General features: G+C 36.4%; 17 protein-coding genes, 1 tRNA gene and 5 pseudogenes. All 23 read right to left on the bottom strand.

Going from position 1 to position 24,157, the window contains the following annotated elements:
- Positions 1 to 96 precede the first annotated feature (96 nt).
- The 23 genes and pseudogenes from LZ578_RS05605 to LZ578_RS05495 all read right to left on the bottom strand — a co-directional run bounded on the left by LZ578_RS05605 (position 97) and on the right by LZ578_RS05495 (position 24,142).
- Complete coding sequence (locus tag LZ578_RS05605; protein ID WP_235146309.1) at positions 97 to 828, bottom strand: histidine phosphatase family protein; 732 nt, start codon at positions 826 to 828, stop codon at positions 97 to 99.
- 17 nt (positions 829 to 845) lie between these two features.
- Positions 846 to 2,828, bottom strand: coding sequence for a fructose-1,6-bisphosphatase (locus LZ578_RS05600; RefSeq protein WP_235146308.1), 1,983 nt, complete (start codon positions 2,826 to 2,828; stop codon positions 846 to 848).
- Positions 2,829 to 3,001: 173 nt separating this feature from the next.
- Positions 3,002 to 3,459 (bottom strand): annotated as a pseudogene (smpB, locus tag LZ578_RS05595) (SsrA-binding protein SmpB).
- Positions 3,460 to 3,483: 24 nt separating this feature from the next.
- Positions 3,484 to 5,798, bottom strand: a pseudogene (gene rnr / locus LZ578_RS05590) (ribonuclease R).
- Positions 5,799 to 5,820: 22 nt separating this feature from the next.
- Positions 5,821 to 6,579: a carboxylesterase gene (locus LZ578_RS05585; RefSeq protein ID WP_235146307.1), complete on the bottom strand. Its 759-nt coding sequence runs from the start codon at positions 6,577 to 6,579 to the stop codon at positions 5,821 to 5,823.
- A gap of 211 nt (positions 6,580 to 6,790) precedes the next feature.
- Entirely contained in the window at positions 6,791 to 7,024 is a 234-nt protein-coding gene (gene secG / locus LZ578_RS05580) for a preprotein translocase subunit SecG (protein WP_235146306.1), read from the bottom strand.
- 75 nt (positions 7,025 to 7,099) lie between these two features.
- Positions 7,100 to 8,371 carry a DUF1015 domain-containing protein gene (locus LZ578_RS05575; RefSeq protein ID WP_235146305.1) on the bottom strand — a complete coding sequence of 424 codons (1,272 nt, stop codon included), beginning with the start codon at positions 8,369 to 8,371 and terminating at the stop codon, positions 7,100 to 7,102.
- Positions 8,358 to 9,551 carry a 3-phosphoglycerate dehydrogenase family protein gene (locus LZ578_RS05570; protein WP_235146304.1) on the bottom strand — a complete coding sequence of 398 codons (1,194 nt, stop codon included), beginning with the start codon at positions 9,549 to 9,551 and terminating at the stop codon, positions 8,358 to 8,360. The genes LZ578_RS05575 and LZ578_RS05570 overlap by 14 nt, the downstream gene beginning before the upstream one ends.
- Positions 9,548 to 10,640 (bottom strand): annotated as a pseudogene (gene serC / locus LZ578_RS05565) (3-phosphoserine/phosphohydroxythreonine transaminase). The gene LZ578_RS05570 and the pseudogene serC overlap by 4 nt, the downstream one beginning before the upstream one ends.
- Positions 10,641 to 10,829: 189 nt before the next feature.
- The gene (eno, locus tag LZ578_RS05560; protein WP_235146303.1) at positions 10,830 to 12,125 is read right to left on the bottom strand and encodes a phosphopyruvate hydratase; all 1,296 of its coding nucleotides are present in this window, start codon (positions 12,123 to 12,125) and stop codon (positions 10,830 to 10,832) included.
- Positions 12,126 to 12,226: 101 nt separating this feature from the next.
- Complete coding sequence (gene gpmI / locus LZ578_RS05555) at positions 12,227 to 13,756, bottom strand: 2,3-bisphosphoglycerate-independent phosphoglycerate mutase (RefSeq protein ID WP_235146302.1); 1,530 nt, start codon at positions 13,754 to 13,756, stop codon at positions 12,227 to 12,229.
- Entirely contained in the window at positions 13,753 to 14,511 is a 759-nt protein-coding gene (gene tpiA / locus LZ578_RS05550) for a triose-phosphate isomerase (protein ID WP_235146301.1), read from the bottom strand. The genes gpmI and tpiA overlap by 4 nt, the downstream gene beginning before the upstream one ends.
- 27 nt (positions 14,512 to 14,538) lie before the next feature.
- A pseudogene (locus tag LZ578_RS05545) lies at positions 14,539 to 15,727 on the bottom strand (phosphoglycerate kinase).
- A gap of 77 nt (positions 15,728 to 15,804) precedes the next feature.
- Complete coding sequence (gene gap, locus LZ578_RS05540; RefSeq protein WP_235146300.1) at positions 15,805 to 16,797, bottom strand: type I glyceraldehyde-3-phosphate dehydrogenase; 993 nt, start codon at positions 16,795 to 16,797, stop codon at positions 15,805 to 15,807.
- Between the two features lie 36 nt (positions 16,798 to 16,833).
- Positions 16,834 to 17,870, bottom strand: a pseudogene (locus LZ578_RS05535) (sugar-binding transcriptional regulator).
- Positions 17,871 to 18,228: 358 nt separating this feature from the next.
- A complete protein-coding gene (gene clpP, locus LZ578_RS05530) occupies positions 18,229 to 18,822 on the bottom strand; it encodes an ATP-dependent Clp endopeptidase proteolytic subunit ClpP (protein ID WP_235146298.1) in 594 nt (197 codons plus the stop codon).
- A 175-nt stretch (positions 18,823 to 18,997) separates the two neighbouring features.
- Positions 18,998 to 19,069 (bottom strand) — tRNA-Arg (locus LZ578_RS05525).
- A 112-nt stretch (positions 19,070 to 19,181) separates the two neighbouring features.
- Positions 19,182 to 19,361 carry a DNA-directed RNA polymerase subunit beta gene (locus LZ578_RS05520; protein WP_235146297.1) on the bottom strand — a complete coding sequence of 60 codons (180 nt, stop codon included), beginning with the start codon at positions 19,359 to 19,361 and terminating at the stop codon, positions 19,182 to 19,184.
- A gap of 39 nt (positions 19,362 to 19,400) precedes the next feature.
- A complete protein-coding gene (gene murA / locus LZ578_RS05515) occupies positions 19,401 to 20,714 on the bottom strand; it encodes a UDP-N-acetylglucosamine 1-carboxyvinyltransferase (protein WP_235146296.1) in 1,314 nt (437 codons plus the stop codon).
- 133 nt (positions 20,715 to 20,847) lie between these two features.
- Entirely contained in the window at positions 20,848 to 21,084 is a 237-nt protein-coding gene (locus tag LZ578_RS05510) for a DUF1146 family protein (protein WP_235146295.1), read from the bottom strand.
- A gap of 263 nt (positions 21,085 to 21,347) precedes the next feature.
- A complete protein-coding gene (locus LZ578_RS05505) occupies positions 21,348 to 21,770 on the bottom strand; it encodes a F0F1 ATP synthase subunit epsilon (protein ID WP_235146294.1) in 423 nt (140 codons plus the stop codon).
- 1 nt (position 21,771) lies between these two features.
- On the bottom strand, positions 21,772 to 23,199 hold the full coding sequence (gene atpD / locus LZ578_RS05500) for a F0F1 ATP synthase subunit beta (RefSeq protein ID WP_235146293.1): 1,428 nt from the start codon (positions 23,197 to 23,199) through the stop codon (positions 21,772 to 21,774).
- Between the two features lie 22 nt (positions 23,200 to 23,221).
- On the bottom strand, positions 23,222 to 24,142 hold the full coding sequence (locus LZ578_RS05495) for a F0F1 ATP synthase subunit gamma (protein ID WP_235146292.1): 921 nt from the start codon (positions 24,140 to 24,142) through the stop codon (positions 23,222 to 23,224).
- Positions 24,143 to 24,157 lie beyond the last annotated feature (15 nt).

Here is a 24,157-nt window from a genome sequence, read left to right as displayed (position 1 = left end):
TTTTTTAGGCGCACCTAATTTACTTGTTTAGTATACCCTAAAATCTAAAAAAACTCAATAAAAAAACATTCTACTAAGAGAATGTTTTTTTATTGCCTATTTATCTGTTGGGATAATCTTGTGAGACTCAGGTAAGTCTTCATACCCCTCTACTCGATTAGGTGCAAAGTGTTCTGTACTGTTAAACTTTTCCAGATGATAAAAGCCATCATAGTAACTAACTTGAGAAATACTAGCGTTATCTAAATGACGGTCAATTTCAAATTCAGGAATAAGTGCATGGATAATATTTCGAATGGTGAGACCATGTGATACAATCAAAATATTTCGTCCTGTATCTCTATGCTCACTAATTAATTCAATTAAGCCCTTTTCTACACGAGTCCAAAACATTAAATAATCTTCTGCTTCATGATAAGGATCCATTTTACGCATTCCGTTTAATTCTTTTACAACTGAATTTGTTTCTGAATAATCTAAACCATTTTTATATCCTAAGAATTCGGCAAGATTATCCCATGTTTCTGGTGCATCCAACCCTTCAAAAGAACCAAAGAAGATCTCTCTAAATTCTGGCATAGCTTTTACTGGTTCGTCATTTTTATGTTGATTCTCATTTAAAATGATTTGAGCAGTTTCAAATGTCCTTCTTAAATCACTACAATATACCGCATCAAATTTTAAATTAGCTATACCTGCACCACTTCTAATTACGTCTCGCTTTCCACGGTTCGTAAGTGGAGCATCGGACCATCCTTGCATTCGGTTATATTGATTTAAATAGGTTTCCCCATGACGCATAAAATAAAATGTAACACCTTTACTCATAATCCACCTCAATTTTTCTATTTTTTTACTTTTTCAACAATTTCTCCTTCTTGATATGCTTCTAAGAGTTGCTGAAGATCCTTTACTTGGCGAGTCAATCGTCGTCCTACATCCGTTTCTCGAACCGTTTTCCGTTCAAGTTCTTTGTCAACAATTCTCCTGGTTGATACAATATCTATTTCATTAATCATCGCATTCTCTACAGATGTAAACGGCTGATGAGAAACCAGTTGCATTCCAAAAGAATTATATAGCAATGTATATCCAGCTAAGCCTGTTGTTGGCTGGTATGCTTTTGAAAAGCCGCCATCAATCACAATGAGTTTTCCATCTGCTTTCAATGGGTTTTCTCCTTTACTTTCTTTTACTGGAGTATGCCCATTAATAATATGTCCTTTAGTAGGATCCACACCAAATTCCTCTAGAATTTTATAAGACATTTCAATGTTATCTCGTTCATGATAATAGAGATTTTTCTTTTCAAGATGCGTTTCTTTATTACTAATATATAGACGTTCGAACGTTGTCATTTTGTCTTTTCCAAAAAGAGAAGATGCTTTCCCTTCCCATAAATACCAAATGTAATCTAAATATTTTTTATTTCTTTCTTTATTTTTACGGTGGATGTACCCTTTTCTTAAAACATCTTCATATTTATCTAAAAGAGCACGGCCAGAATAATTGTTCCCACCAATATCCATTTGCATGAAACTTCCATCTTCATTTAAAGGGACACATCCATGATAAACTAAATTATCATTGTAAATGGTATACATACTCCCTTTACTAAACAAAAACTTCATATGTTTGTGTAGTCTTTCACTGTTTTGGAATCCAATTTGCAATTTCCCAACAACTTGTTCTTCTTCTTCGGTTAATTTGAAGGGATTTTCTGGATCAATCGTGGGAAAATATGTACAGTTTAAAGGATAGGTTTTTCCATTTACTTTTACAGTACCCTCTTCAAGATTAATTCCCGCCAGCAATAAGCGGTCATCCATTTCAAATTTAGGTTGTCGTTGAATGATTTCTCCTTCTAATTTAAATTGAATAATAGAAATCGCTTGATTCATTTTTGCAATTTGTCTAACTTCTTCTGGATAAATTTTCTTTTCTTCATCTGGATCAATTTTGGGCATGAAAGGCTCAAAGCGTTCTTCAGGATAATTCATTTCTGAAAACAACATTAATGGCCGTAATGAAATTCCGTATGCATCCTCAATAATTTCTAAGTTATCATAACGTGCACAGATACGAATAACGTTTGCCATACATGCTGCTGAACCACTAGCTGCCCCCATCCATAATACATCATGATTTCCCCACTGAATATCCAGTTCATGACCATCCATTAGCATATCAATAATTTTATCAGGATAAGGCCCTCGATCATAGATATCTCCGACAACATGAATATAATCAACCACCAGTCGTTGAATCACATGAGCAAAAGCAGCAATAAGCTCTTTTCCTCGTTTTAGAGAAATAACCGTATCAATAATTTTATCATAATAGTCTTCTTTATTTGTCATAATAGCATCTTTAAAAAGTAATTCCTCTATAATATATGCATAATCCTTTGGTAAAGACTTCCGTACCTTGGAGCGTGTGTATTTTGATACAACAAAAGCACACAATTCCGTAATTCGAGACGTTGTTAAAGTGAAAAATTCTTCAATTTCTGCTTCAGACTCTAATTCCGATACAATTAAGTCGATTTTCTCTTTTGGGTAGTAAACAATGGTAGCTAACTGATTCATTTCACGCGTACTCAATCTACCTTGAAAGATTTCTCGGATTTTTTCTTTTATATTACCAGAGCCGTTTCTCAATACATGTTGAACTGCATCGTATTCTCCGTGCAAATCACTAATAAAATGTTCCGTTGCTTTTGGTAAATTCATGATTGCTTCCAAGTTGATGATCTCGGTTATCGTATCTGCTACTGTTGGATATTCTTTTGATAGTAATTTTAAATACTTATCTTTTTGAACGACCATGAGACTACCTCCATATTTTTTTGTTAAAAAAATGTATTAAGAGAAAAAAGACATCACTACTACTATCTTAGCCTTAAAACACTAAAAAATACAGGGAAAGATTTTTCTTCACAAGGTTTCTATACAAAGACATACAGCATTTTCAAAAGAATGCTGTATGTCTCTTTTACTATTTACCGATTTTTAAGTGCTCGGTCTATCTCACGTTTCATATCTTTTTGCTTTAGAGACTCGCGCTTATCGTACGTTTTCTTCCCTTTAGCAACTCCAATTAGTACTTTAGCAACTCCATTTTTTATATAAATTTTCAATGGAACCAATGTGACACCCGTTGTTTTTACTTCACCAATCAATGAAGCTATTTGTTTTTTGTGTAATAATAATTTTCTCATTCTCAACGGATCATGGTTAAAGATGTTTCCTTGTTCGAAAGGACTGATGTGAACATTTTGTAAAAAATCTCTCCGTCACGAACGGTAGCATACCCGTCACGTAAATTCACTTTACCATTTCGAATGGATTTGATTTCTGTACCCTTTAAAACAATACCCGCTTCAACCGTATCTAAGATACTATAGTCATGTCTAGCTTGTCTGTTCGTAGCTAACGTTTTTCCATCACCTTTTGGCATAGTACACCCTCTATCTCTTCCTCATTATTTCTTCTTGCGTGGACTTCTAGCTGGTTTTTTCTTGAATGGTTTATTGGATGTATTTTTCTTTCCTTTTCCACCTGGTCCTCTTGAATCTGGTTTACCATTTCGTTTGTTCTTATTCTTTCCTCTGCCTTTGTTTAGTTCTTTATCATAGACAGTGAATTCTTCTTCCTCTACTAAAGCAAAGTCAATTTCACGAGTCTCCACATCCGCTTTGGTTACTTCAATTTTAATTTTTTGTCCAATTCGGAACACGATTCCTGTGCGTTCTCCTAATAGGACCATATGGCTTTCAATAAAGTTAAAGTAGTCTTGTCCCATTTTGGATATATGAATTAATCCCTCTACCGTATTCGGTAATTCTACAAATAATCCGAATTTTGTAACAGAGCTAATCACTCCTTCAAATTTCTGACCCACTTTATCAACCATGAATTCCGTTTTCTTCAAGGAATCTGTTTCCCGTTCTGCATCCACTGCTCGTCTTTCCATTTTCGAACTTTGAACAGCAATGTCAGGTAGAGTTGCTTCCCATTTAGCTTCTTTCTTTTCCAAGTCGCCTGGAGATTGATAGTCACGAATCAAACGGTGAACAATCAAATCCGGGTAACGACGGATTGGAGAAGTGAAATGGGTATAATCTTCTGCTGCTAAGCCATAGTGACCCAGTGGATCCATATCATATTTCGCTTGTTTCATACTCCGTAAAAGCACGGAAGAAACAACCGCCTGATAAGGTTCGTTTTTAGCTTCTTTCATTACATTTTGTAATTGTTTTGGTGTAATATTTTCATTTGAACCTTTTACCATGATTCCAAAAGTTGTTACAAATTCCATAAATCGCAACATTTTAGATGGATCTGGTTGTTCATGGACACGATAAATGAACGGTAATTTTTTACGATCAAAATGAGCTGCTACCGTTTCATTTGCAGAAAGCATGAAGGACTCAATTAGTCGTTCGCCTACTCCACGGTCCATCACTACAATATCAAGAGGATTCCCCTCTTCATCTACAACAATTTTGGATTCTTGACTGTCGAAGTCTATTGAACCTCTAGACGTACGTTTCTTTTCCAAAATTTTGTGTAGTTTGCCCATATCTTCTAGCATATCTAAAAAGTCAGTATATTGATCACGTATTTTACGGTCTTTATCTGTCAAAATTGAATTCACATCTGTATAAGTCATCCGTTGTTTATTGATGATAACACTTGGATAAATATCATAGTGAACGACTTTTCCTTTTTCATCTATCTCCATTTCACAAGTCATTGCTAAACGTTCTTCATTTGGTAAAAGAGAACAAACGCCATTCGATAATTTCTGTGGAAGCATTGGAACAACGCGATCCGTTAAATAAACACTCGTCCCACGGTCATAAGCTTCTCGGTCAATGGCAGAGTTTTCCGTTACATAATAGGATACATCTGCGATGTGAACTCCTAATTTAAAGTTTCCGTTATCTAGTTTTTTTAATGAAATTCCATCATCCAAATCTTTAGCATCTGCGCCATCAATCGTGATGATTTTTTCATTGCGTAAATCTTTTCGTTTCGCAATTTCTTCTTCTGGAATTGCAAAGGAAATATCTTCTGCTTGTTGCAACGTATCCTCTGGGAACTCGGTTGAATTCCAAATTTATATAATATAGAAAGGATATCTACTCCAGGAGCATTTTTATGACCAATCTCCTGTGTAACGAGACCTTTCATTGAGACTGGATCTTCATTGGTTGGGTATTCAACCACTTCTACTAAACAAATACTACCTTCTACCGGTCGTACGCCTTCTGGCAGAATATAAAGAACCATACTCTTAATTTTGTTATCTTGTGGGATGACATATCCTAAATATCCAGTTTCCTCTCGACGAACTGCATCATATGGGAAGAACTCTCCAACAATTTTACTAGTTTTTCGAGTCAGTACTTCTAGAACTTTTCCTTCTGCTCCTTTGTCATTCCACGGCTCCGGTTTATTAACGATGGCTACTTCAACTGTGTCCCCTTCCATCGCACTACCCGTTTTTCCTTTTGGAATAAAAATATCATCTTCGTGTTCATCATAGTTAACGAATCCGAATCCACGATCATTCGCTCTGAATATTCCGGTAATCGTACTTTTGTTCATTTTAATACGGAACTGGCCACTCTTATTAAGAGCGATCTTTCCTTCTTCTTCTGTTTCTGCGATTGCTTTTACAAATTGTTTAAAGTCACTAGATTCTTCATACTGTAGTGCTTTACTCATTTGTTTAACGGAATAACTTTTGTCACTGTTTTTTTGTAAGAATGTTACTAATTCTTCTTTCATTTGGTTTACTTTACGCAAATGGTTATCCTTCTTTCCAATTTAATTTATTTAAAAACGTTAATACAGACTCTTCAAATGGATCGCGCTTGCTTCCAATTGTAATTACGTGTGTTAGTTCAGGGAATCTATGATAGTCTACTTTGGCATTAATTAATGCATCTCGTAGAACTTTTCCGTTCGATGGGTTGATTAATTCATCTTTCCCCGACGAAGCAATGTAATACGGTATATCGACTTTCGCAATATCTGTTTGAATCTGTTCAGAAAACTTTGTTAGTTCGTCTAACTGTTTTTTTAATTTTGGTTTAATTGCTTCTCTTTCTTGTTCAATAACTTTTAGGTCATACCCTTGACGTTTTTTAAAGGTTCGGAAATAGTTTAAAAAAGCTGCCGGCACATTACTTTCTCCTATATCATAAATGGGAGAATTAAACGAACCTCCTGCGATATAGTCGTATAATTCAACAGCACGAGTAGCCATGATTCCACCTAGTGAAAGACCCAGAACGGCAATCTCCTCATAGCCTTTCTTTCGTAAAAAGGTAGTTGCATCTACTACATCTTGTAGCCAAATTTCAGGTCCTCCCTTTTCAATCACATCTTCAAAATTTTGTGTTGCATGACCACTAAATTGAGGAGCATATACCGTATAGCCATTTCTTTCCAATAACCTACCTAAAGGGCGAACATCATTTGCACTTCCTGTATAAGCATGCAACAGTAATACTGCTCTTTTAGATCGTTCGAATAGAAATGGTTCTGGTAATCGTAATTCTTTCATGCAAAGTCTCCTCTTCTACTTATATGTTTCATTGTACTTGAATTTAGTCAAAAACCCCAATAGAGACCACTAAATCTTTCTCTATTCTTTTTTTATCTGTTTTTTGAATTTTATTGAAAAAAAGGACCTTTTCCATCAGAGGGAAAAAGTCACATAATTTTTTTCATGAATGAAAAAAGCTGAGACAAGGAGCCCCAGCCTGGATTTCATTTTAATGTGAAGACAAGTACGTTAGTGCTACGGCTAATGCCATAAAGACAAATCCCAACACACCTGTTACTCGACGTAAACCAGCTTCAAAGCCTCGTGCTTTTTGTTTTCCAAATAACTGTTCAGCCCCACCGCTCAATGCGCTTGCGGCATTTGTTTTAGATGGCTGCATTAAAACTACTGCAATCAATAAAAAAGAGACAATAATAAGTGATGTTAATAAGATCTCGTACAATGAGTGATCCCCCTTAAAAAATACTACTATTAATTATAGCATACCTTATTTAAATTTACCAACGACCACTGATTGCTATTTTTCTTCTTTATCGATTTGATACTGAGTACTTTCAAAGGGATGGAGGAATAATCCACTTAATAATTTAGGTTCAAACCAAGTTGATTTAGGTGGCATCGTTTCCCCCGCATCTGATACTTCTTTTAAATCAGCTATAGAAGTTGGATATAATGAAATAGCTACTGTATTCTCTTCTTCATTTGCTCGTGCCATCAGCTCATCTGTAGCGTGAATCCCTCCAACAAATTCAATTCGGGAATCTGTACGAGGATTTTCGATTCCAAATAAGGGTTGAAGAAGGTTATTTTGGACAAAAGAAACATCTAGTGATCCAACAATATCGTCTGGGACCATCGTTTCTTTAATGGTTAACTTAAACCATTTTTTATCTGCATACATACCAACTACTCCTGCTTCTGTTGGTTCAAAAGTTTCTTCTGGAACTTCCTCTACTTCAAAAGCTTCTTTTAATTTTTCCCACTTCCCACTAGTCATTTCTCCCTTAACTAGACGATTATACGGAAGGACTTCTAGTTGGGACTCAGGAAAGGCAACACCTAAAAAGTAATTAAAATTAGCATCTGCGTCAGCATTTGGGTATGTTTCTTTTCTCATTTTAGAAACCTTTGCAGCAGATTCCATTCGATGATGCCCGTCAGCAATATAAAGAGAGTCAATATCGTTTGCAAATATTTCCGTAATTCGCGTAAGTAATTCATCATCTGTAATTTTCCAAACGTAGTGCTCTACATCATAATAACTGTCAAAAGCATAGATTGGTAATGTTTTATCTTTAAAGTCGATCATCAAACGATTTAATTCTTCACTATCTGGATAGGTTAGGAATATGGGACTCATATTAGCATCACACGCATCATTGTGTCGAATACGATCTAACTCTTTATCAGGTCTTGTAAATTCATGACGTTTCACTTGATTCGTAAAATACTCTTCTATATCAATGGTCATCACAATCCCATATTGAGAACGTCCATTTCTTTTGAGACGATATAAATAGTAGGCGGGCTCTCGTTCTTTAACTAACCAATCATTGCTGAGGAATTTTTCTAAATTCATTCGAGCTTTTTGATAGACTTGTTCATCATGAGGATCAATCCCTTTTGGCAAATCAATTTCTGCACGATCAATATATAGAAAAGACTTTTTGTTCTCTTCTCCTAATAGTCTAGCTTCCTTATCATTGACTACATCATAGGGTAAACTAGCAACTTGATCAACATCATAGGAATTGGGTCTAATTGCTTTAAAAGGTCTAATTTTTACCATAGTTCTCCTGCTTTCTTTTGATTACTCGTGTTTTTAATACACCTTCTATTTCACTGACACTTGCAATAATAGCTTCTAATAATGAATCATCTATTTCTGCAACGTCAATGATGGTGTAAGCAAAATTTCCACGGCTTCGGTTTACAATGTTTTCTATATTTACAAAGTTTTTAGCTAATGCTGCAGACATTTGACCTACCATATTAGGTACATTACGGTTGATTACGGTAATTCGAGTTCCTTGTTGAAGAGGCATCTCAATAGATGGAAAGTTAACAGAATGCACAATATTTCCTGTTTCAAAGAAATATTTCAGATTTTTAACAGCCATAATCGAACAGTTTACTTCTGCTTCTTCCGTAGATGCTCCCAAATGAGGAAATACAAGGATTTTTTCATGTTCCAGGTACTCTTTCGTCGCAAAGTCCGTTACATACCCAGAGAGGTATCCTTCTTCTAAGGCTCGTAGTATATCTTCCTTTACTACTAGTTCATTGCGAGAAAAGTTAAGTAGAACCGCTCCTTTTTTCATCTGTGTAAGAAATTCAAAGTCAACAAAACCATTTGTGTTACCATTTACCGGAACATGTAGAGAAATATAATCAGATTCTTGAAGTGCTTCTTGTAGAGAGTTTGCTTTTTTAACTCGACTTGAAATACTCCATGCGGTCTCTACTGAGACATAAGGATCATAGCCAATTACATCCATTTGAAGACGATAAGCATCATTAGCGACTAACGAACCAATTGCTCCCAGTCCAATTACTCCTAATGTTTTTCCAGCAATTTCATGACCACGAAAGTTCTTTTTCTCAGCTTCTACTTTTTCACTTAAATCTTCTGCTTGAAGATTTTCTAACCACTTTATTCCTTGATAAATAGGACGAGCAGTCATGAGAAGACCGGCGATTACTAACTCCTTCACTGCATTCGCATTGGCACCCGGCGTATTCATCACAACAATGCCTTGTTCTGAACAAGTTTCGATTGGAATATTATTCACTCCAGCTCCTGCACGAGAGATCGCTACTAATTCTTCATTAAAAGATATTGGATGCAAATCTTTACTTCTTAATAGAATTGCATCTGGGTTTGTATTTTCATTCAATGTATAGTGATCTTGATCTAACAATTCTAGTCCTTCTGGTGCAATCCTATTAAAGGTTTGTATATCTATCAAATTTGCCACGTCCTTTTATTTTGTTGCTCGAATTCTTTCATAAATGAAACAAATGCTTGTACTCCTTCAATCGGAAAAGCATTATACAAACTGGCTCTCATTCCACCGACGGAGCGATGTCCTTTTAAGTTTACAAATCCTTTTTCTTGTGCTGCTTTTATAAAAGTAGCATCTAATTCTTGATTTCCACTTACAAAAGGAATATTCGTAAGAGAACGGAATTCTTTTTCAACTGGTGAAGAAAATAGTTCGGATTGATCAATCGTATCATAGAGTAATTGCGCTTTTTCTTGATTGGTTTCCACTATTTTATTCACGCCGCCTTGTTCTTTTAACCACTCAAAAGTTAATTTTGCTACATAAATTGCAAAAGTAGGTGGTGTATTATACATGGACGCATTTTGAATATGAGTTCGATAATCCAGCATCGTTGGTGCTGTCTTTTCATTTTTTAATCGATCTTCTTTGACAATGACAATCGTTAAGCCAGCAGGACCTATATTTTTTTGGGCACCTGCATAAACCAAATCAAAATCTCGAATATTATAGTTTGCAGACAGAATATTAGAAGACATATCTGCAACAAGGGGAGTCCCGTTCAAAGAAGGAAGCTGATGATAGGCAGTCCCCTCGATTGTGTTATTTGTTGTGATATGAATATAATCAAATTCATCCTTATCACAGTGAAAATCCGGTATATTCGTATGGTTATTTTCAGAAGAGTCTGCAAGAATTTTTATTTGCTCTCCATATAATTTATTTGCTTCCTCATAAGCTTTCTTTCCCCAGGAGCCAGAAATTACATACCCAGCTTTCCCTTTTTCAGACAATAGATTCATAGGTACCATTGCAAACTGAGAACTGGCCCCTCCTTGTAAAAAAAATTCGATAGGATTCAGGAATATCCATTAATTCTCGTAATAAAAGCTCTGCATCATCTGTAATCTGTTGAAATAAGGCAGATCGATGACTTAGTTCCATTACTGACATCCCACTATTTTTATAAGAGAGCATATCTTTTTGTACTTGCTCGAGCACAGGTTCTGGTAAGATTGCTGGCCCTGCGGAAAAATTCCATATCTTTCTCATAAACTAACTCCTTCTTACACTACATTATTTTTAATGGTTCTATCATCCATTTCTAATAATGATTATAACAAACTTTGTCCTGAATGAAAGGAAATCTTTTAAGAACGTGATTTTTTTATAAAACTTTTCTGATGAAATCAAAAAAAGAGAGTTAGGACTTTTGTCCTAACTCTCTGCTAATCGAAATAATTATTTGTTATCTAGGTTGTAGAATGCGTCTAAACCTTGGTATACTGCCAATTCACCTAATTGATCTTCAATACGAAGCAATTGGTTGTATTTAGCAACACGGTCTGTACGGCTCAATGAACCTGTTTTGATTTGTCCAGCATTTGTTGCAACTGCAATATCTGCAATTGTTGCATCTTCAGTTTCACCAGAACGGTGAGAAACTACTGCTGTATAACCAGCTTTTTTAGCCATTTCAATAGCATCAAAAGTTTCTGTTAATGTACCGATTTGGTTAACTTTGATTAAGATTGAGTTACCAATTCCGTTTTCAATACCTTGTTTCAATTTGTCTGTGTTTGTTACAAACAAGTCGTCTCCAACCAATTGAACTTTTTTGCCAAGAACGTCAGTCATATGTTTCCAACCGTCCCAGTCATTTTCATCCAATCCATCTTCGATGGAAATAATTGGGTATTTAGAAAGGAATCCGTCATAAAGTTCAACCATTTCTTCTGCAGTTAACTTACGTCCTTCAGAAGCTAGGTCATATGTGTTGCTTTCTTTGTCGTAGAACTCAGATGCAGCTACGTCCATTGCTAAACGTACGTCTTCTCCAGCTTTATAGCCAGCATTTTCGATTGCTTCAATAATAACTTCAAGAGCTTCTTCGTTGGATTTCAAGTCTGGAGCGAATCCACCTTCGTCACCAACAGCTGTAGAATATCCTCGGCCTTTTAATACTTTAGCTAGGCTATGGAAAACTTCTGCACCCATACGTAAAGCTTCTTTGAATGTAGGAGCTCCTACAGGCATAATCATAAATTCTTGGAAGTCTACGCTGTTATCAGCATGAGATCCGCCATTAATGATGTTCATCATTGGTGTAGGCAATACTTTAGTATTGAATCCACCTAAGTATTGATACAATGGAGTATCCAAGTAATCTGCTGCTGCATGTGCTGCTGCAATGGAAACTGCCAAGATTGCGTTTGCACCTAGTTTTCCTTTGTTAGGAGTACCGTCTAGTTCGATCATTGTGTGGTCGATTGCTAGTTGATCTCTTACGTCAAAACCGATGATTGCTTCAGCAATTACATCATTTACGTTCTCAACAGCTTTCAAAACACCTTTTCCTAGGTAACGGTCGTTATCTCCATCACGTAATTCAACTGCTTCGTGCTCACCAGTAGATGCTCCAGATGGAACGATTCCACGGCCAAATGCTCCGCTTTCTGTGTAAACTTCAACCTCAACTGTTGGATTTCCGCGTGAATCAAGTACTTCTCTAGCCAAAATATCTGTAATGTATGGCATTCTTTTTCTCCCCTTCTCAAATCAATACTTTTTTGATACATGTTAATTTTAGACAATATCTCTTACGATTGCAATGTTTCTTTTAAATCATTCCTTGATGATTACTTGATGATTAAAGATTCACCAGTCATTTCTTCTGGTTTCTCTACACCCATTAAATCTAACATCGTTGGTGCTACATCTGCTAATTTACCATCCGTACGTAAAGTTACTCCTTTTTTAGTAACAATAACCGGTACAGGAACAGTTGTATGTGCAGTATGAGGTAATCCTTCTGGTGTCATCATTGTATCTGCATTTCCATGATCGGCAAAAATGATTGCATATCCGTCATGCGCTAAAATGTTATCTACAACTCTACCTAAGTTTTCATCAGTTGCTTCGATAGCCTTAATAGTTGGTTCCAGCATGCCGGAATGTCCGACCATATCAGGGTTAGCAAAGTTCAATAGAATGGCATCATACTTATCTGCATCAATTGCTTCCATCAATGCATCCCCTACTTCATAGGCACTCATTTCTGGTTGCAAATCATACGTAGCTACTTTTGGTGAAGGAATCAAGATACGATCTTCGCCATCAAATGCTTCGTGTTTTCCACCATTCATAAAGAATGTAACATGTGGATATTTTTCGGTTTCCGCAATATGTAACTGTGTTTTTCCTTGTTGGCTTAATACTTCAGCAACTACATTTTTCAAAGGAATAGGAGCAAATGCAACATCAGCAATTACACTTTCTTGATAAAGAGTAAAGGTTGCAAATTTAACATTCGCTGCACGATTTCCTCTATCAAAGAATTCCCACTCTTCATTTGTGAATGCATTAGAAAGTTGGATGGCTCGGTCTGGACGGAAGTTAAAGAAGATAATACTGTCATTATCTTCAATAGTTGCCACTGGCTTGCCATCTTTAACAATTACACTTGGAAGTACAAATTCGTCTGTGATATCATTTTCATAGCTTTTCTCTACTACTTCTTGTGCAGTATCGAATTTTTCGCCTTCTCCGTGAGCAATCGCATTATAAGCTACTTCTACACGTTCCCAACGCTTGTCTCGATCCATTGCATAGTATCTACCAGATACTGTTGCAATCTCACCTAAGCCGGCTTCTTGCATCGCTGCTTCCACAGTAGAAATATAGCCAGGTGCAGCATGAGGATCTACATCTCTTCCGTCTAAGAAAGCATGTAGATACAGCTTTTTAATTCCTTTTTGTTTGGCAGCCTTGATAAGCGCGACCAAGTGATTGATATGACTATGAACTCCGCCATCAGATAGCAATCCAAAAAGATGTAAACTAGAGTCATTTTCATTAACATGACTAAAAGCATTATTTAAAGCTGGGTTCGTTAAGAACTCTCCATCTTTAATTACTTTATCAATTCTAGTTAAACTTTGATAAACTACACGTCCTGCACCAATATTTGTATGACCTACTTCAGAATTACCCATTTGACCTTCTGGTAAACCAACAGCTAAACCAGATGCTTGCATGGTTGCGTGTGGAAATTCATTCACATAGCGATCAAAGTTAGGTTTATTTGCTTGTGCTACCGCATTTCCCATAACTTCTTTACGGCAACCAAATCCATCAAGGATAATGATTGCTACTGGTTTTTTATTCATTTATTTACTGCCTCCAATAATGCTAAGAAAGAATCAGGTTCGATACTTGCTCCTCCTACTAATGCACCGTCAATATGCTCTTGAGCCATATATTCAGCAATATTCGCAGGTTTCACACTACCACCGTACTGAATGCGTACTGCATCAGCAACACCTTGTCCATATAAATCTTTCAATGTATCACGGATTACGCCACACGTTTGGTTTGCTTCTTCAGCAGAAGAAGATTTACCAGTTCCGATAGCCCAGATTGGTTCATAAGCAATTACAGCGTTCATTACTTGACCTTCTGTCATATCTTTCAACGCATTTGTAACTTGTCCTTTAACCCATTCATTTGTTTCGCCAGCTTCTCTTTGTTCAAGAGTTTCGCCACAGCAAATGATTGGAAGCATTCCATTACGGAAAATTGCATGAGCTTTTTTATTTACATCTTCATCAGTTTCGTGGAAGTACTCACGTCTCTCGGAATGTCCGATAATTACGTAGTCTAGTTCCATTTCTCCAAGCGCTTTAGGACTAACTTCTCCTGTAAAAGCACCCTCATCTTCAAAATAACAATTTTGAGCTGCAATTTTCAAATCAGAATCTTTTGTATCAGCAGCCATTTTTTCTAAATACAATGCTGATGCTCCAATAACTGACTCTACTTTGTCCTCACTAGGTACTTCATTTTTGACAGCTTCGATAAATGCATGAGCTTCTTCAGCTGTTTTATTCATCTTCCAGTTGCCTGCTATAATTGGTTTACGCATAATTTTACCCCTTTCAAAACTACTAATTTATTTCTTAGAAATAGATGAAACTCCTGGAAGTTCTTTTCCTTCTAGATATTCTAGAGAAGCTCCACCACCTGTTGAAATATGTGTGAAATCATCTGCAAATCCTAACTGCATTGCAGCTGCTGCAGAATCTCCCCACCAATAATGGTTGTCGCATCTGATAATTTTGCAATTGCTTCACATACGGCAATCGTTCCTTTAGCAAAGTTATCAAATTCAAACACACCCATCGGTCCGTTCCATACAACCGTTTTTGCGCCTTCTAACTCTTTTGCAAAAGTTTTTCTGACTCTGGTCCAATATCCAATGCCAGCAAATCAGCTGGAATATCATCAACAGAAAATACTCCTGCTTCAGCATCGTTACTGAATGAGCTTGCTAGACGAGAGTCAACTGGTAAAATCAACTTGTCGCCAGCACGTTCTAATAACTCTTTTGCTAAATCAAGTTTATCTTCTTCTAGCAAGGATTTACCAATTTCTTTTCCTTGAGCTTTCAAGAAAGTATAGGCCATTCCTCCACCAATGATAACTTTATCAGCTTTTTTCAATAGATTTTCAATTACACCAATCTTATCGCTTACTTTTGCCCCACCTAAAATTGCAACAAAAGGACGCTCTGGCTTATCTACTGCTCCACCAATAAACTTGATTTCTTTATCCATTAGGAATCCAGCTGCAGATTCTAGGTTAGATGCAATTCCAATATTGGATGCATGTGATCTATGTGCAGTTCCAAACGCATCATTAACGAATAAATCGCCAAGACTTGCCCAGTATTTCCCTAATTCAGGATCATTTTTACTTTCTTTTTTACCATCAATATCTTCAAAACGTGTATTTTCAAACATCAATACTTCGCCATCTTTTAGATCAGCAATTGCATTTTCTAGCTTTTCTCCACGAGTTTCAGGTACAAAGGTAACTTTTTTATCTAATAATTCAGATAGACGATCAGCTACTGGTTTTAAACTCAATGCTGCTTTGTCTTCTTCCGTTTTTACTTTACCTAAGTGCGAAAATAAAACTACTTTTGCATCATTTTCAAGTAAATGTTTAATAGTTGGTAAAGCCTGTACAATACGGTTATCATTTGTGATTGCTCCGTCTTTCATTGGAACATTAAAATCTGCACGTACGAGTACTTTCTTTCCTGTAACATTTAAATCTGTAACTACTTTCGTTGTCATATGAGAACCTCCACTCAAATTTATAAAAAAAACGGGAAGCGCGACGCTTCCCGCCTATTTTACGAGTACATTCTAAATTATTTTGATGCCATGTAAGACAATGTGCTTACCATGTTTGCAACAAAACCATATTCGTTGTCATACCATGCAACAGTTTTAACCAATTGGCCATTTTCACCGTCGATGATTTTTGTTTGTGTTGCATCAAAGATTGATCCAGCTGGAACACCAATAACATCAGAAGAAACAATTTCATCTGTTTCATAAAGGAATGCTTCAGAAGATGCTGCTTTCATTGCTGCATTGACTTCTTCAACAGTAGTCTTCTTAGAAAGTACTGAATAAAGTTCAACCATTGAACCAGTGATTACTGGAATACGTACAGCAGTTCCATCAATTTTACCGTTCAATTCTGGAATTACTTTACCTACTGCTTTAGCAGCACCAGTTGATGCTGGAATAGCATTTGCTGCACCTGCACGGTTTTTACGTCCGCCTGGAGCATCTTGCATTGCTTGTGTTGCAGTATATGCATGGATAGTAGACATCAATGCACTATCAATTCCAAATGTGTTGTTCAATGTGTTAGCAAGTGGTGCTAAACAGTTTGTAGTACATGATGCTGCTGAAACAATTTTATCTTCAGCTGTAATTTCTTCGTGGTTTACACCGTAAACGATTGTTTTCAAGTCGCCTGAAGCTGGTGCAGAAATAAGAACACGTTTTGCTCCTGCATCAAGGTGTGCTTGAGATTTTTCTTCACTTACGTAGAATCCTGTACATTCTAGAACGATATCAATATCTAGATCGCCCCAAGGTAATTTGCTTGCATCTTTTTCTTCATAAGATTTGATTGTTTTGCCATCTACAACTAGGTCGTCGCCTTCAACTGATACTGAATATGGGAAACGTCCTTGAGCTGTATCATATTTTAATAGATAAGCTAGGTCCTCATTGCTTGTTAAGTCGTTAATTGCTACAACTTCCATACCTGTATTTGATTCTAGAATACGACGTAGTGCTAAACGTCCAATACGTCCGAAACCATTAATCGCTACTTTTACTGTCATGTTAAAAAAATCCTCCTTTAGGATAATTAATTTATTTTAAAGGGTTACCCCTTTTAAAATCGAGTTAGCTGCACCTTCATCTGTTACGAGCCAAGTATATTCAGGTGCGATATTAGAGTAAGCTTCAATTGCGCAAGCTTTAGAAGTCCCGCCTGCTATGGCTATCGCATAGGGGATCTTCTCTATGTCTTCTATTTGAAGACCAAATCTGGAAAGGCGAAAAATAATTTCTCCTTTTTTGTTAAAGTAACAGCCAAATGCTTCACCGACTGCATCTTGTTCAACCAGACGTTTTTTTCTTCATCCGTCATCCTTCGACGTTCCATCATAATTTTAGCATTTCCAATACTATATAACAAACAATTCGCTTTTTGAATCATGTCCATTGTATATCGGATAGATGGTTCATCTTTTAACGACTGATAAGCTTGTTCACTCAAGTTATCTGGTGCAAATAAAGCTATATTTTTACCACCAGTTGCTTGAGCCATCAGATCAGTTACCGTGTTCGCTTGGATTGACATCAATTCACCCAGACCACCTCTTGCAGGAACAAAGGTAAAGTGACGATGCTTCGATAATTCCGTAGTTAAGTGGTGAGCCATAGCAGCCATCGTACTTCCGCCTGCTACCGCAACAATGAATTCTCCATCCGGTAAAAGTTCATCAAACATAGCAGCAGCACTTGCTCCTAAGTTTTCTAAAACTTTTTCATCTTTATCCGAATCTCCAGGAACAATGCGGCAAAACTGCACTTTAAGCTTTTTTGCTAATGCTTCTTCTTTAACATTCATTTTCATTATTTTTTCCATAATGTTTTGAAGTTCAGAAAAAACACGTTTTCCTTTTGTTGTTAATCCCATTCCTACTTTCGAGCTAGTAACTAACCCTTGCTCTCGCAAAAAATCAGTTTCCGTCCTTAGTGTACGTTCTGATTGATGCAAAAACTCAGATAATCCACGTCTTCCAATCGGTGCTTCCGAATGGATGACTTCTAGAATTCGGTAACGATGGGACAACACTAATAGAAAGTCAGGAATGATTTTTTGTAAGACAGAAATAGAGTCCTTCATCAAATCCCCCCTTTTCTATCCGTTGGCCGTACGACGACCAACAATGTGAAGATTTATCAAATATCTATGCAGTGATCGTTCAGAAGTAAAAACACAATTTTTTGTCCATCTCACTCTCACCTCTGTATTCTACCAACATCTAGAGGGAATTACAACTGTTTTAGCTTATTTATAGTGTTTTTTTATAATTCATTTCATTTTATTAATACTATGATGAATATTTTGCTTGGCCCTTTTTTGTCCCTATCCTTGAAAAAGGGAAGTTTAACGTACTACCTAGCAACCGCGCACTTTCCTTATAAATAAATAGAAAAAAGCAAGCAAAGAGAGTGTTCACTCTCTTTGCTTGCTTTCAATTTTAATGTAAAGCTTTAGAACTGGACATTACTTCATCAATAATTCCGTATTCTTTTGCTTGTTCTGCTGTCATATAGTTATCACGATCCGTATCACGTTCGATTACTTCAATCGGTTGACCTGTTCTTTCAGAAAGAATCGCATTAAGACGTGCACGTGTTTGTAAAATATGACGTGCTGCAATTTCGATTTCTGTAGCTTGCCCTTGAGCACCACCTAATGGTTGGTGAATCATAATTTCTGCATTTGGTAAAGCAAATCTCTTACCTTTTGTTCCTGCAGTCAATAAGAAACTTCCCATAGATGCTGCCATTCCCATTGCTATCGTTTGAACATCTGCTTTTATAAAATTCATTGTATCAAAAATAGCTAGTCCAGCAGATACAGACCCACCTGGTGAGTTAATGTAAATATAAATGTCCTTTTCAGGATCTTGTGCATCCAAGAACAATAGCTGTGCGATAACTGAATTGGATACATTGTCATCAATTCCACCACTTAACATGATAATGCGATCTTTTAGTAGACGAGAATAAATGTCGTAAGCACGTTCGCCACGTGATGATTGTTCAATTACTGTAGGTATTAAATTCATTTGATTTCCTCCTATGTAGCTTGCTTTCTTAATCTATAAATCTGATTTTACACCTTTGGTCAATAAAGGTCAATTTAAATGATTGCTTTTAAAAAGATATTATTTCAAAAGGTTTAAAAGCTACCTCCAAACGTTCTTTGTAGACGTTAAGAAGTAGCTAGTTCATCTCTATCTACGTCTCCTGAGGGAATCGAACCCCCATCTCAAGAACCGGAATCTTACGTGATATCCATTACACTAAGGAGACAACAATGTATAAATTATAACAGAGGCAGAAAACTTACACAATGTTTTTATCACGAAAAAGAAAATCAGAACCATTCGTCTCCACTGGGTGTAACGACCGGTCCTGATTATAGTCAACGTATAAAGTCTAAGATATGTTCCCATGTTTCTCGTTGAAAAACTTGCATTGTTTCTCCATTACCTAATCCCCCATACCCAATCATCAATCCGATTGCGAATAACACGAGAGCTAATAGCAAGAAAAGAGCAATCCAAAGTATGGTAGTGATAATGGGTTTAAAATCAAACTTCATAGTTAACTTCCTTTACAATTTATTTCTAACAATCATTTATTATTTCGCAAATAATTTCTCTAACTCTGTTGAAGAGATCATTTGATTTTCATCTTCATTTACTCGTTCAATATTTGCACCAAGATTTTGTAGTTTGCGGTCAAATTGATAGTATCCACGATCTAAATGAGCCAAATTAGTTACGCGTGTATATCCTTTAGAAACTAATCCAGCAATAATAAGTGCTGCTGCTGCTCTTAGGTCCGTTGCTTCTACTTCTGCTCCTTGCAAATCTGAATTACCATACAGAAGAACCGTTTGGCCTTCAATTTTAAAATTAATATTCATTCTACGTAGTTCTTCCAAATGCATAAAGCGATTTTCAAAAACTGTTTCAGTCATCGTACTAGATCCTGAAGAAAGTAATTGAGCAACCGTCATCTGCGCTTGCATATCCGTTGGAAATCCTGGATGTGGCATTGTTTTTACATCAGTAGGTTGTAACTGTTTTGGACCAATCACTCGAACGCCATTATCTGACTCTTCAATGATCACACCCATTTCTTTCAACTTTGAAATCAATGGTTTGTTGTGATCTGCGATAGCATCTTCTATAAAAATGTCACCATTCGTTACAGCAGCTGCAATCATAAAAGTTCCCGTTTCGATTCTATCTGGGATAATAGAGTGTTCTGTAGCATGTAGCTCTTGAACTCCTTCAATTCGAATCGTTTCAGTTCCCGCTCCATAGATTTTTGCTCCCATTCGATTTAAGAAGGTTGCTAAGTCTACGATTTCAGGTTCACGCGCTACGTTTTCTAAAAGAGTAACTCCTTCAGCAAGAACCGCTCCCATCATGATACTTTGGGTTGCTCCTACACTAGGGAAGTCTAAATAAATTTTAGCTCCTTTAAGTTTTTCTGCATGAGCAACAACAAAACCATTTTCGATTTTAATTTTTGCTCCCATTGCTTCAAAACCTTTTAAATGCAAATCGATGGGACGTGTGCCAATTGCACAGCCTCCAGGAAGTGCAATCTTTGCTCTACCTAATCGAGCTAAAAGTGGACCCATCACGACAATAGATGCTCTCATCTTACTAACGTATTCAAAAGGTGCTTCCCAGTTTACTTCTCCGGTAGCATCCGTAATAATCGTATTGTTTTCTTCGTCAAAGTCAACTTCAATTCCAATATTTTTTAGTACATTATTCATTGTAAATACATCTGATAAATTAGGAACATTCGTTAAAACTGACTTACCTTCTTTTGCCAAAATAGTTGCAGCAATGATAGGTAAAACAGCATTTTTAGCTCCCTCAGCTTTAACTGTCCCTTGAAGGCGATTCCCACCTTGAACAATCATTTTATCCATAAAAAAATACCCTCCGAATTTAATCTCGCATATTTTTGATGCGAGATATATTTATCTGTTTCATTAAAATTCTTTAGCAATAAATGAGAATGGTTACCAGCAGCTTCTCAATCAAGGTAAACCTTGGAATATATTATTTCGTTATTAAAAAGCTAACACTTTGTGAAATTTCAATAAAGTTTAGAAAAAAAGAACTAACAGTGTATCCAAGTGCAATTGCTAGGAAAAAATAAAGTAATCGCGCTTCTCTAACATGGCCTTTTCTAATCCACTTTTCTATCATTAATGCTTTTAAAGCCCAAAATGCTAGAAAAATGAAGACCATATGGGATAAAAGTGTTAATAGACTAAAAGATAAAATATAGTCCAATTGTTCACACCTCCCCTTAGTTCCAAACTATACTAACACAAAACATATTAAAAAAAAATGATTTAGTTTCAAATAGCTTTTTTTAAAAACGTTAAGTCATTTTCCGCTATAGTGTTGATTAAAAAGGTCATAGAAAGCACAATTAAGACCTTAGTTCTATTATAATTAATTTTACTTCTTTTTGATAGACCTTTACTATAATTTAAAAGTATAAAAAAAGGAAAGAGAAAGACTTTCGTCTTATCCTCTTTCCTTTTTCTCTATCAGATAGATTTATCTGAAACACCAATTCGGTTAATGGCTTTGGCCAATGCTAATTTTGCTCTTTGGAAGTCTTGTTTATTCTTTTGCTGTTCTGCTTCTGACAAGAATTTCTGAGCAGCTTCTTTAGCTCTTTCAGCACGATTAATATCAATATCTCTAGCCCGTTCAGCTGTATTCGCAATGATATTTACAATATTATCTCGTACTTCCAAAATACCGCCACTTACAGCTAAATGGTTACATTTTTTCTCTTCTGTATCTCTAGTAACGGTTAAATTGTCAATAGCAAGCGGAACAATAATCGGTGTGTGGTTTGGCAAGATTGTGATGCCTCCATCAGTCGTTATCGCGTGTACTTGTTTGGCACGATGTTGATACACCATTCCGCCTGGAGTAACTACATTAACTTGTAAAAAGACCATTTTACTCCGCTCCTTCATACCCTAAGCTTTTCGCTTTTTCCAGAACTTCGTTAATACTACCGACGTTTCGGAATGCTTCTTCTGGCACATCGTCATATTTCCCTTCAATAATTCCTTTAAATCCACTAATCGTCTCTTTAACAGGAACATAAGATCCAGGAATTCCAGTAAATGCTTCTGCCACAAAGAAGTTCTGTGAAAGGAAGAACTGAATTCGTCTCGCACGACTCACCGTAACCTTCTCTGTATCTGATAATTCATCCATACCTAAGATTGCAATAATATCTTGCAAATCACGATATTTTTGTAAAATCTGTTGAACTTCAGTAGCAATATGATAGTGTTCTTCTCCAACAATTTCTGCTGATAAAGCACTAGAGGAAGAAGCAAGCGGATCTACTGCAGGATAAATCCCTTGTTCTGTTAATTTTCTTTCTAAGTTCGTCGTTGCATCCAAGTGAGCAAAGGTTGTAGCTGGTGCTGGATCTGTATAATCATCCGCAGGTACATAAATTGCTTGAATGGATGTGATCGAACCATTTTTAGTGGAACTAATCCGCTCTTGTAATTGCCCCATCTCCGTTGCTAAAGTTGGCTGATACCCTACAGCTGAAGGCATTCTTCCCAATAGTGCTGAAATTTCCGAACCAGCTTGAGTAAATCGATAGATGTTATCAATGAACAACAGTACATCTTGTTTTTCTTCATCACGGAAGTATTCTGCCATTGTTAATCCTGTCAAACCTACACGCATCCGTGCACCAGGTGGTTCATTCATCTGACCAAATACCATTGCTGTTCTTTTTCCTACGCCTGATTCTTTCATTTCAAAGTAAAGGTCGTTCCCTTCCCGAGTACGCTCCCCTACACCAGTAAACACAGAAATCCCACCATGTTCTTCAGCAACATTATGAATTAGTTCCTGAATAAGTACGGTTTTCCCTACTCCTGCACCACCAAATAAGCCAATTTTCCCACCTTTTAGATACGGAGCTAGTAAATCAATTACTTTAATTCCCGTTTCTAAAATTTGAAAGTTACTACTTAATTCTTCATACGTAGGTGCTGGTTTATGAATAGACTCTCTTGGATACTCTCTTGGGAAATCTGGTTTTAAATCAATTGTTTCTCCCAAAACATTAAATACTCTTCCCAGGGTTTCTCTTCCTACCGGAACTTTTATAGGAGAACCGGTATCAACTACATCCAATCCTCGTTGAAGTCCATCCGTAGATTCCATTGCGATCGCTCGAACAATTCCTTTTCCTAAGTCAATTGCAACTTCTAGGACGACTGTTTCGATTTTGCCATCTTCTGTTGCTTTCTTTTGAACAGTCAATGCGTTATGAATATCAGGAGTTCCTTCAGACAAGGAGAAGCCTACATCGACAACGGGTCCAATTACCTGAACAATATGTCCTTTTCTCATAAATTTATATGCCTCCCTGTCATTAATTTTCTAATCCTTGTGCGCCGCCGACTATTTCATTTATTTCTTGTGTAATAGCTGTTTGGCGTTTTTGGTTATAAGTAACTGTTAATTCGTCAATTATATCACTTGCATTATCAGTTGCACTCTTCATAGCAGTCATACGGGAAGCATGTTCGGATGCTTTCGCATCAATAATTGCACCGTAAATCAAGCTTTGTGCATACTGAGGTAATAAAACTTCTAGTATATCTTCTTTAGTTGGTTCAAACAGATATTCTACTTCATAATCTGTTGCTTCTTCCGCATCCAAGTCCGTTAGTGGCAACATTTTTTCTGCTCGAAAGAGTGACGTTAGTGCATTCACATGGTGATTGTAACAAACATACAACTCATCGAACATTCCTTGCCGGTAGTAATCTACTGTTTTAGAAACAACCTCTCGAACTTCATCAAAGGACGGTTGGTCACTCAAGTCCGAAACGACATAACCTACAGGAATACTATTTTTCCTTAAATCATTAGCTAATGTTTCTCCAATAGAAATAATGACATATTCATCTGAACTTTCATGATCTGCACGTAGCATTTCACGAGTGGATTTTAGAATCGAACTATTATAGCTTCCTGCCAATCCCTTATCTGAAGAGACAATGAGATATCCTGTCCTTTTAATAGGGCGCTCAATCAGAAGGTCGTTAAAGTCAATCAATTGCTGAACATGAGCAAATGCATGACCTTTTTCTTCTAAAAGTGATAACTGAGAACTTGCAATGTGTGTAACAATCTCTCTAATTTTATTAGCATAAATATGATAATTTTTAACTTTTTGTTCTGCTTTAATTAGTTTTGAAGCAGAAACCATTTGCATTGCACTTGTAATCTGACTTGTTTTTTTAGTAGATGTAATACGTTTTTTTATATCAATCAATGATGATCCCATTTTTTCACCCCTCTT

The organism is Jeotgalibaca sp. MA1X17-3, assembly GCF_021513155.1.
Lineage (GTDB): Bacteria > Bacillota > Bacilli > Lactobacillales > Aerococcaceae > Jeotgalibaca.
This window is presented reverse-complemented; position numbering and strand designations above follow the sequence as displayed.

What these genes read in the sequence shown, in the direction of transcription:
- LZ578_RS05600 (WP_235146308.1), bottom strand. Translation starts at nt 2,828, where the DNA reads ATGGTCGTTCAAAAAGATAAGTATTTAAAATTACTATCAAAAGAATAT.
- LZ578_RS05575 (WP_235146305.1), bottom strand. Translation starts at nt 8,371, where the DNA reads ATGGTAAAAATTAGACCTTTTAAAGCAATTAGACCCAATTCCTATGAT.
- tpiA (WP_235146301.1), bottom strand. Translation starts at nt 14,511, where the DNA reads ATGCGTAAACCAATTATAGCAGGCAACTGGAAGATGAATAAAACAGCT.
- LZ578_RS05520 (WP_235146297.1), bottom strand. Translation starts at nt 19,361, where the DNA reads ATGAAGTTTGATTTTAAACCCATTATCACTACCATACTTTGGATTGCT.
- LZ578_RS05605 (WP_235146309.1), bottom strand. Translation starts at nt 828, where the DNA reads ATGAGTAAAGGTGTTACATTTTATTTTATGCGTCATGGGGAAACCTAT.
- LZ578_RS05585 (WP_235146307.1), bottom strand. Translation starts at nt 6,579, where the DNA reads ATGAAAGAATTACGATTACCAGAACCATTTCTATTCGAACGATCTAAA.
- eno (WP_235146303.1), bottom strand. Translation starts at nt 12,125, where the DNA reads ATGCCATACATTACAGATATTTTGGCTAGAGAAGTACTTGATTCACGC.
- murA (WP_235146296.1), bottom strand. Translation starts at nt 20,714, where the DNA reads ATGGATAAAATGATTGTTCAAGGTGGGAATCGCCTTCAAGGGACAGTT.
- gap (WP_235146300.1), bottom strand. Translation starts at nt 16,797, where the DNA reads ATGACAGTAAAAGTAGCGATTAATGGTTTCGGACGTATTGGACGTTTA.
- LZ578_RS05495 (WP_235146292.1), bottom strand. Translation starts at nt 24,142, where the DNA reads ATGGGATCATCATTGATTGATATAAAAAAACGTATTACATCTACTAAA.
- gpmI (WP_235146302.1), bottom strand. Translation starts at nt 13,756, where the DNA reads ATGAATAAAAAACCAGTAGCAATCATTATCCTTGATGGATTTGGTTGC.
- atpD (WP_235146293.1), bottom strand. Translation starts at nt 23,199, where the DNA reads ATGAGAAAAGGACATATTGTTCAGGTAATTGGACCCGTTGTCGATGTA.
- LZ578_RS05505 (WP_235146294.1), bottom strand. Translation starts at nt 21,770, where the DNA reads ATGGTCTTTTTACAAGTTAATGTAGTTACTCCAGGCGGAATGGTGTAT.
- clpP (WP_235146298.1), bottom strand. Translation starts at nt 18,822, where the DNA reads ATGAATTTAATACCTACAGTAATTGAACAATCATCACGTGGCGAACGT.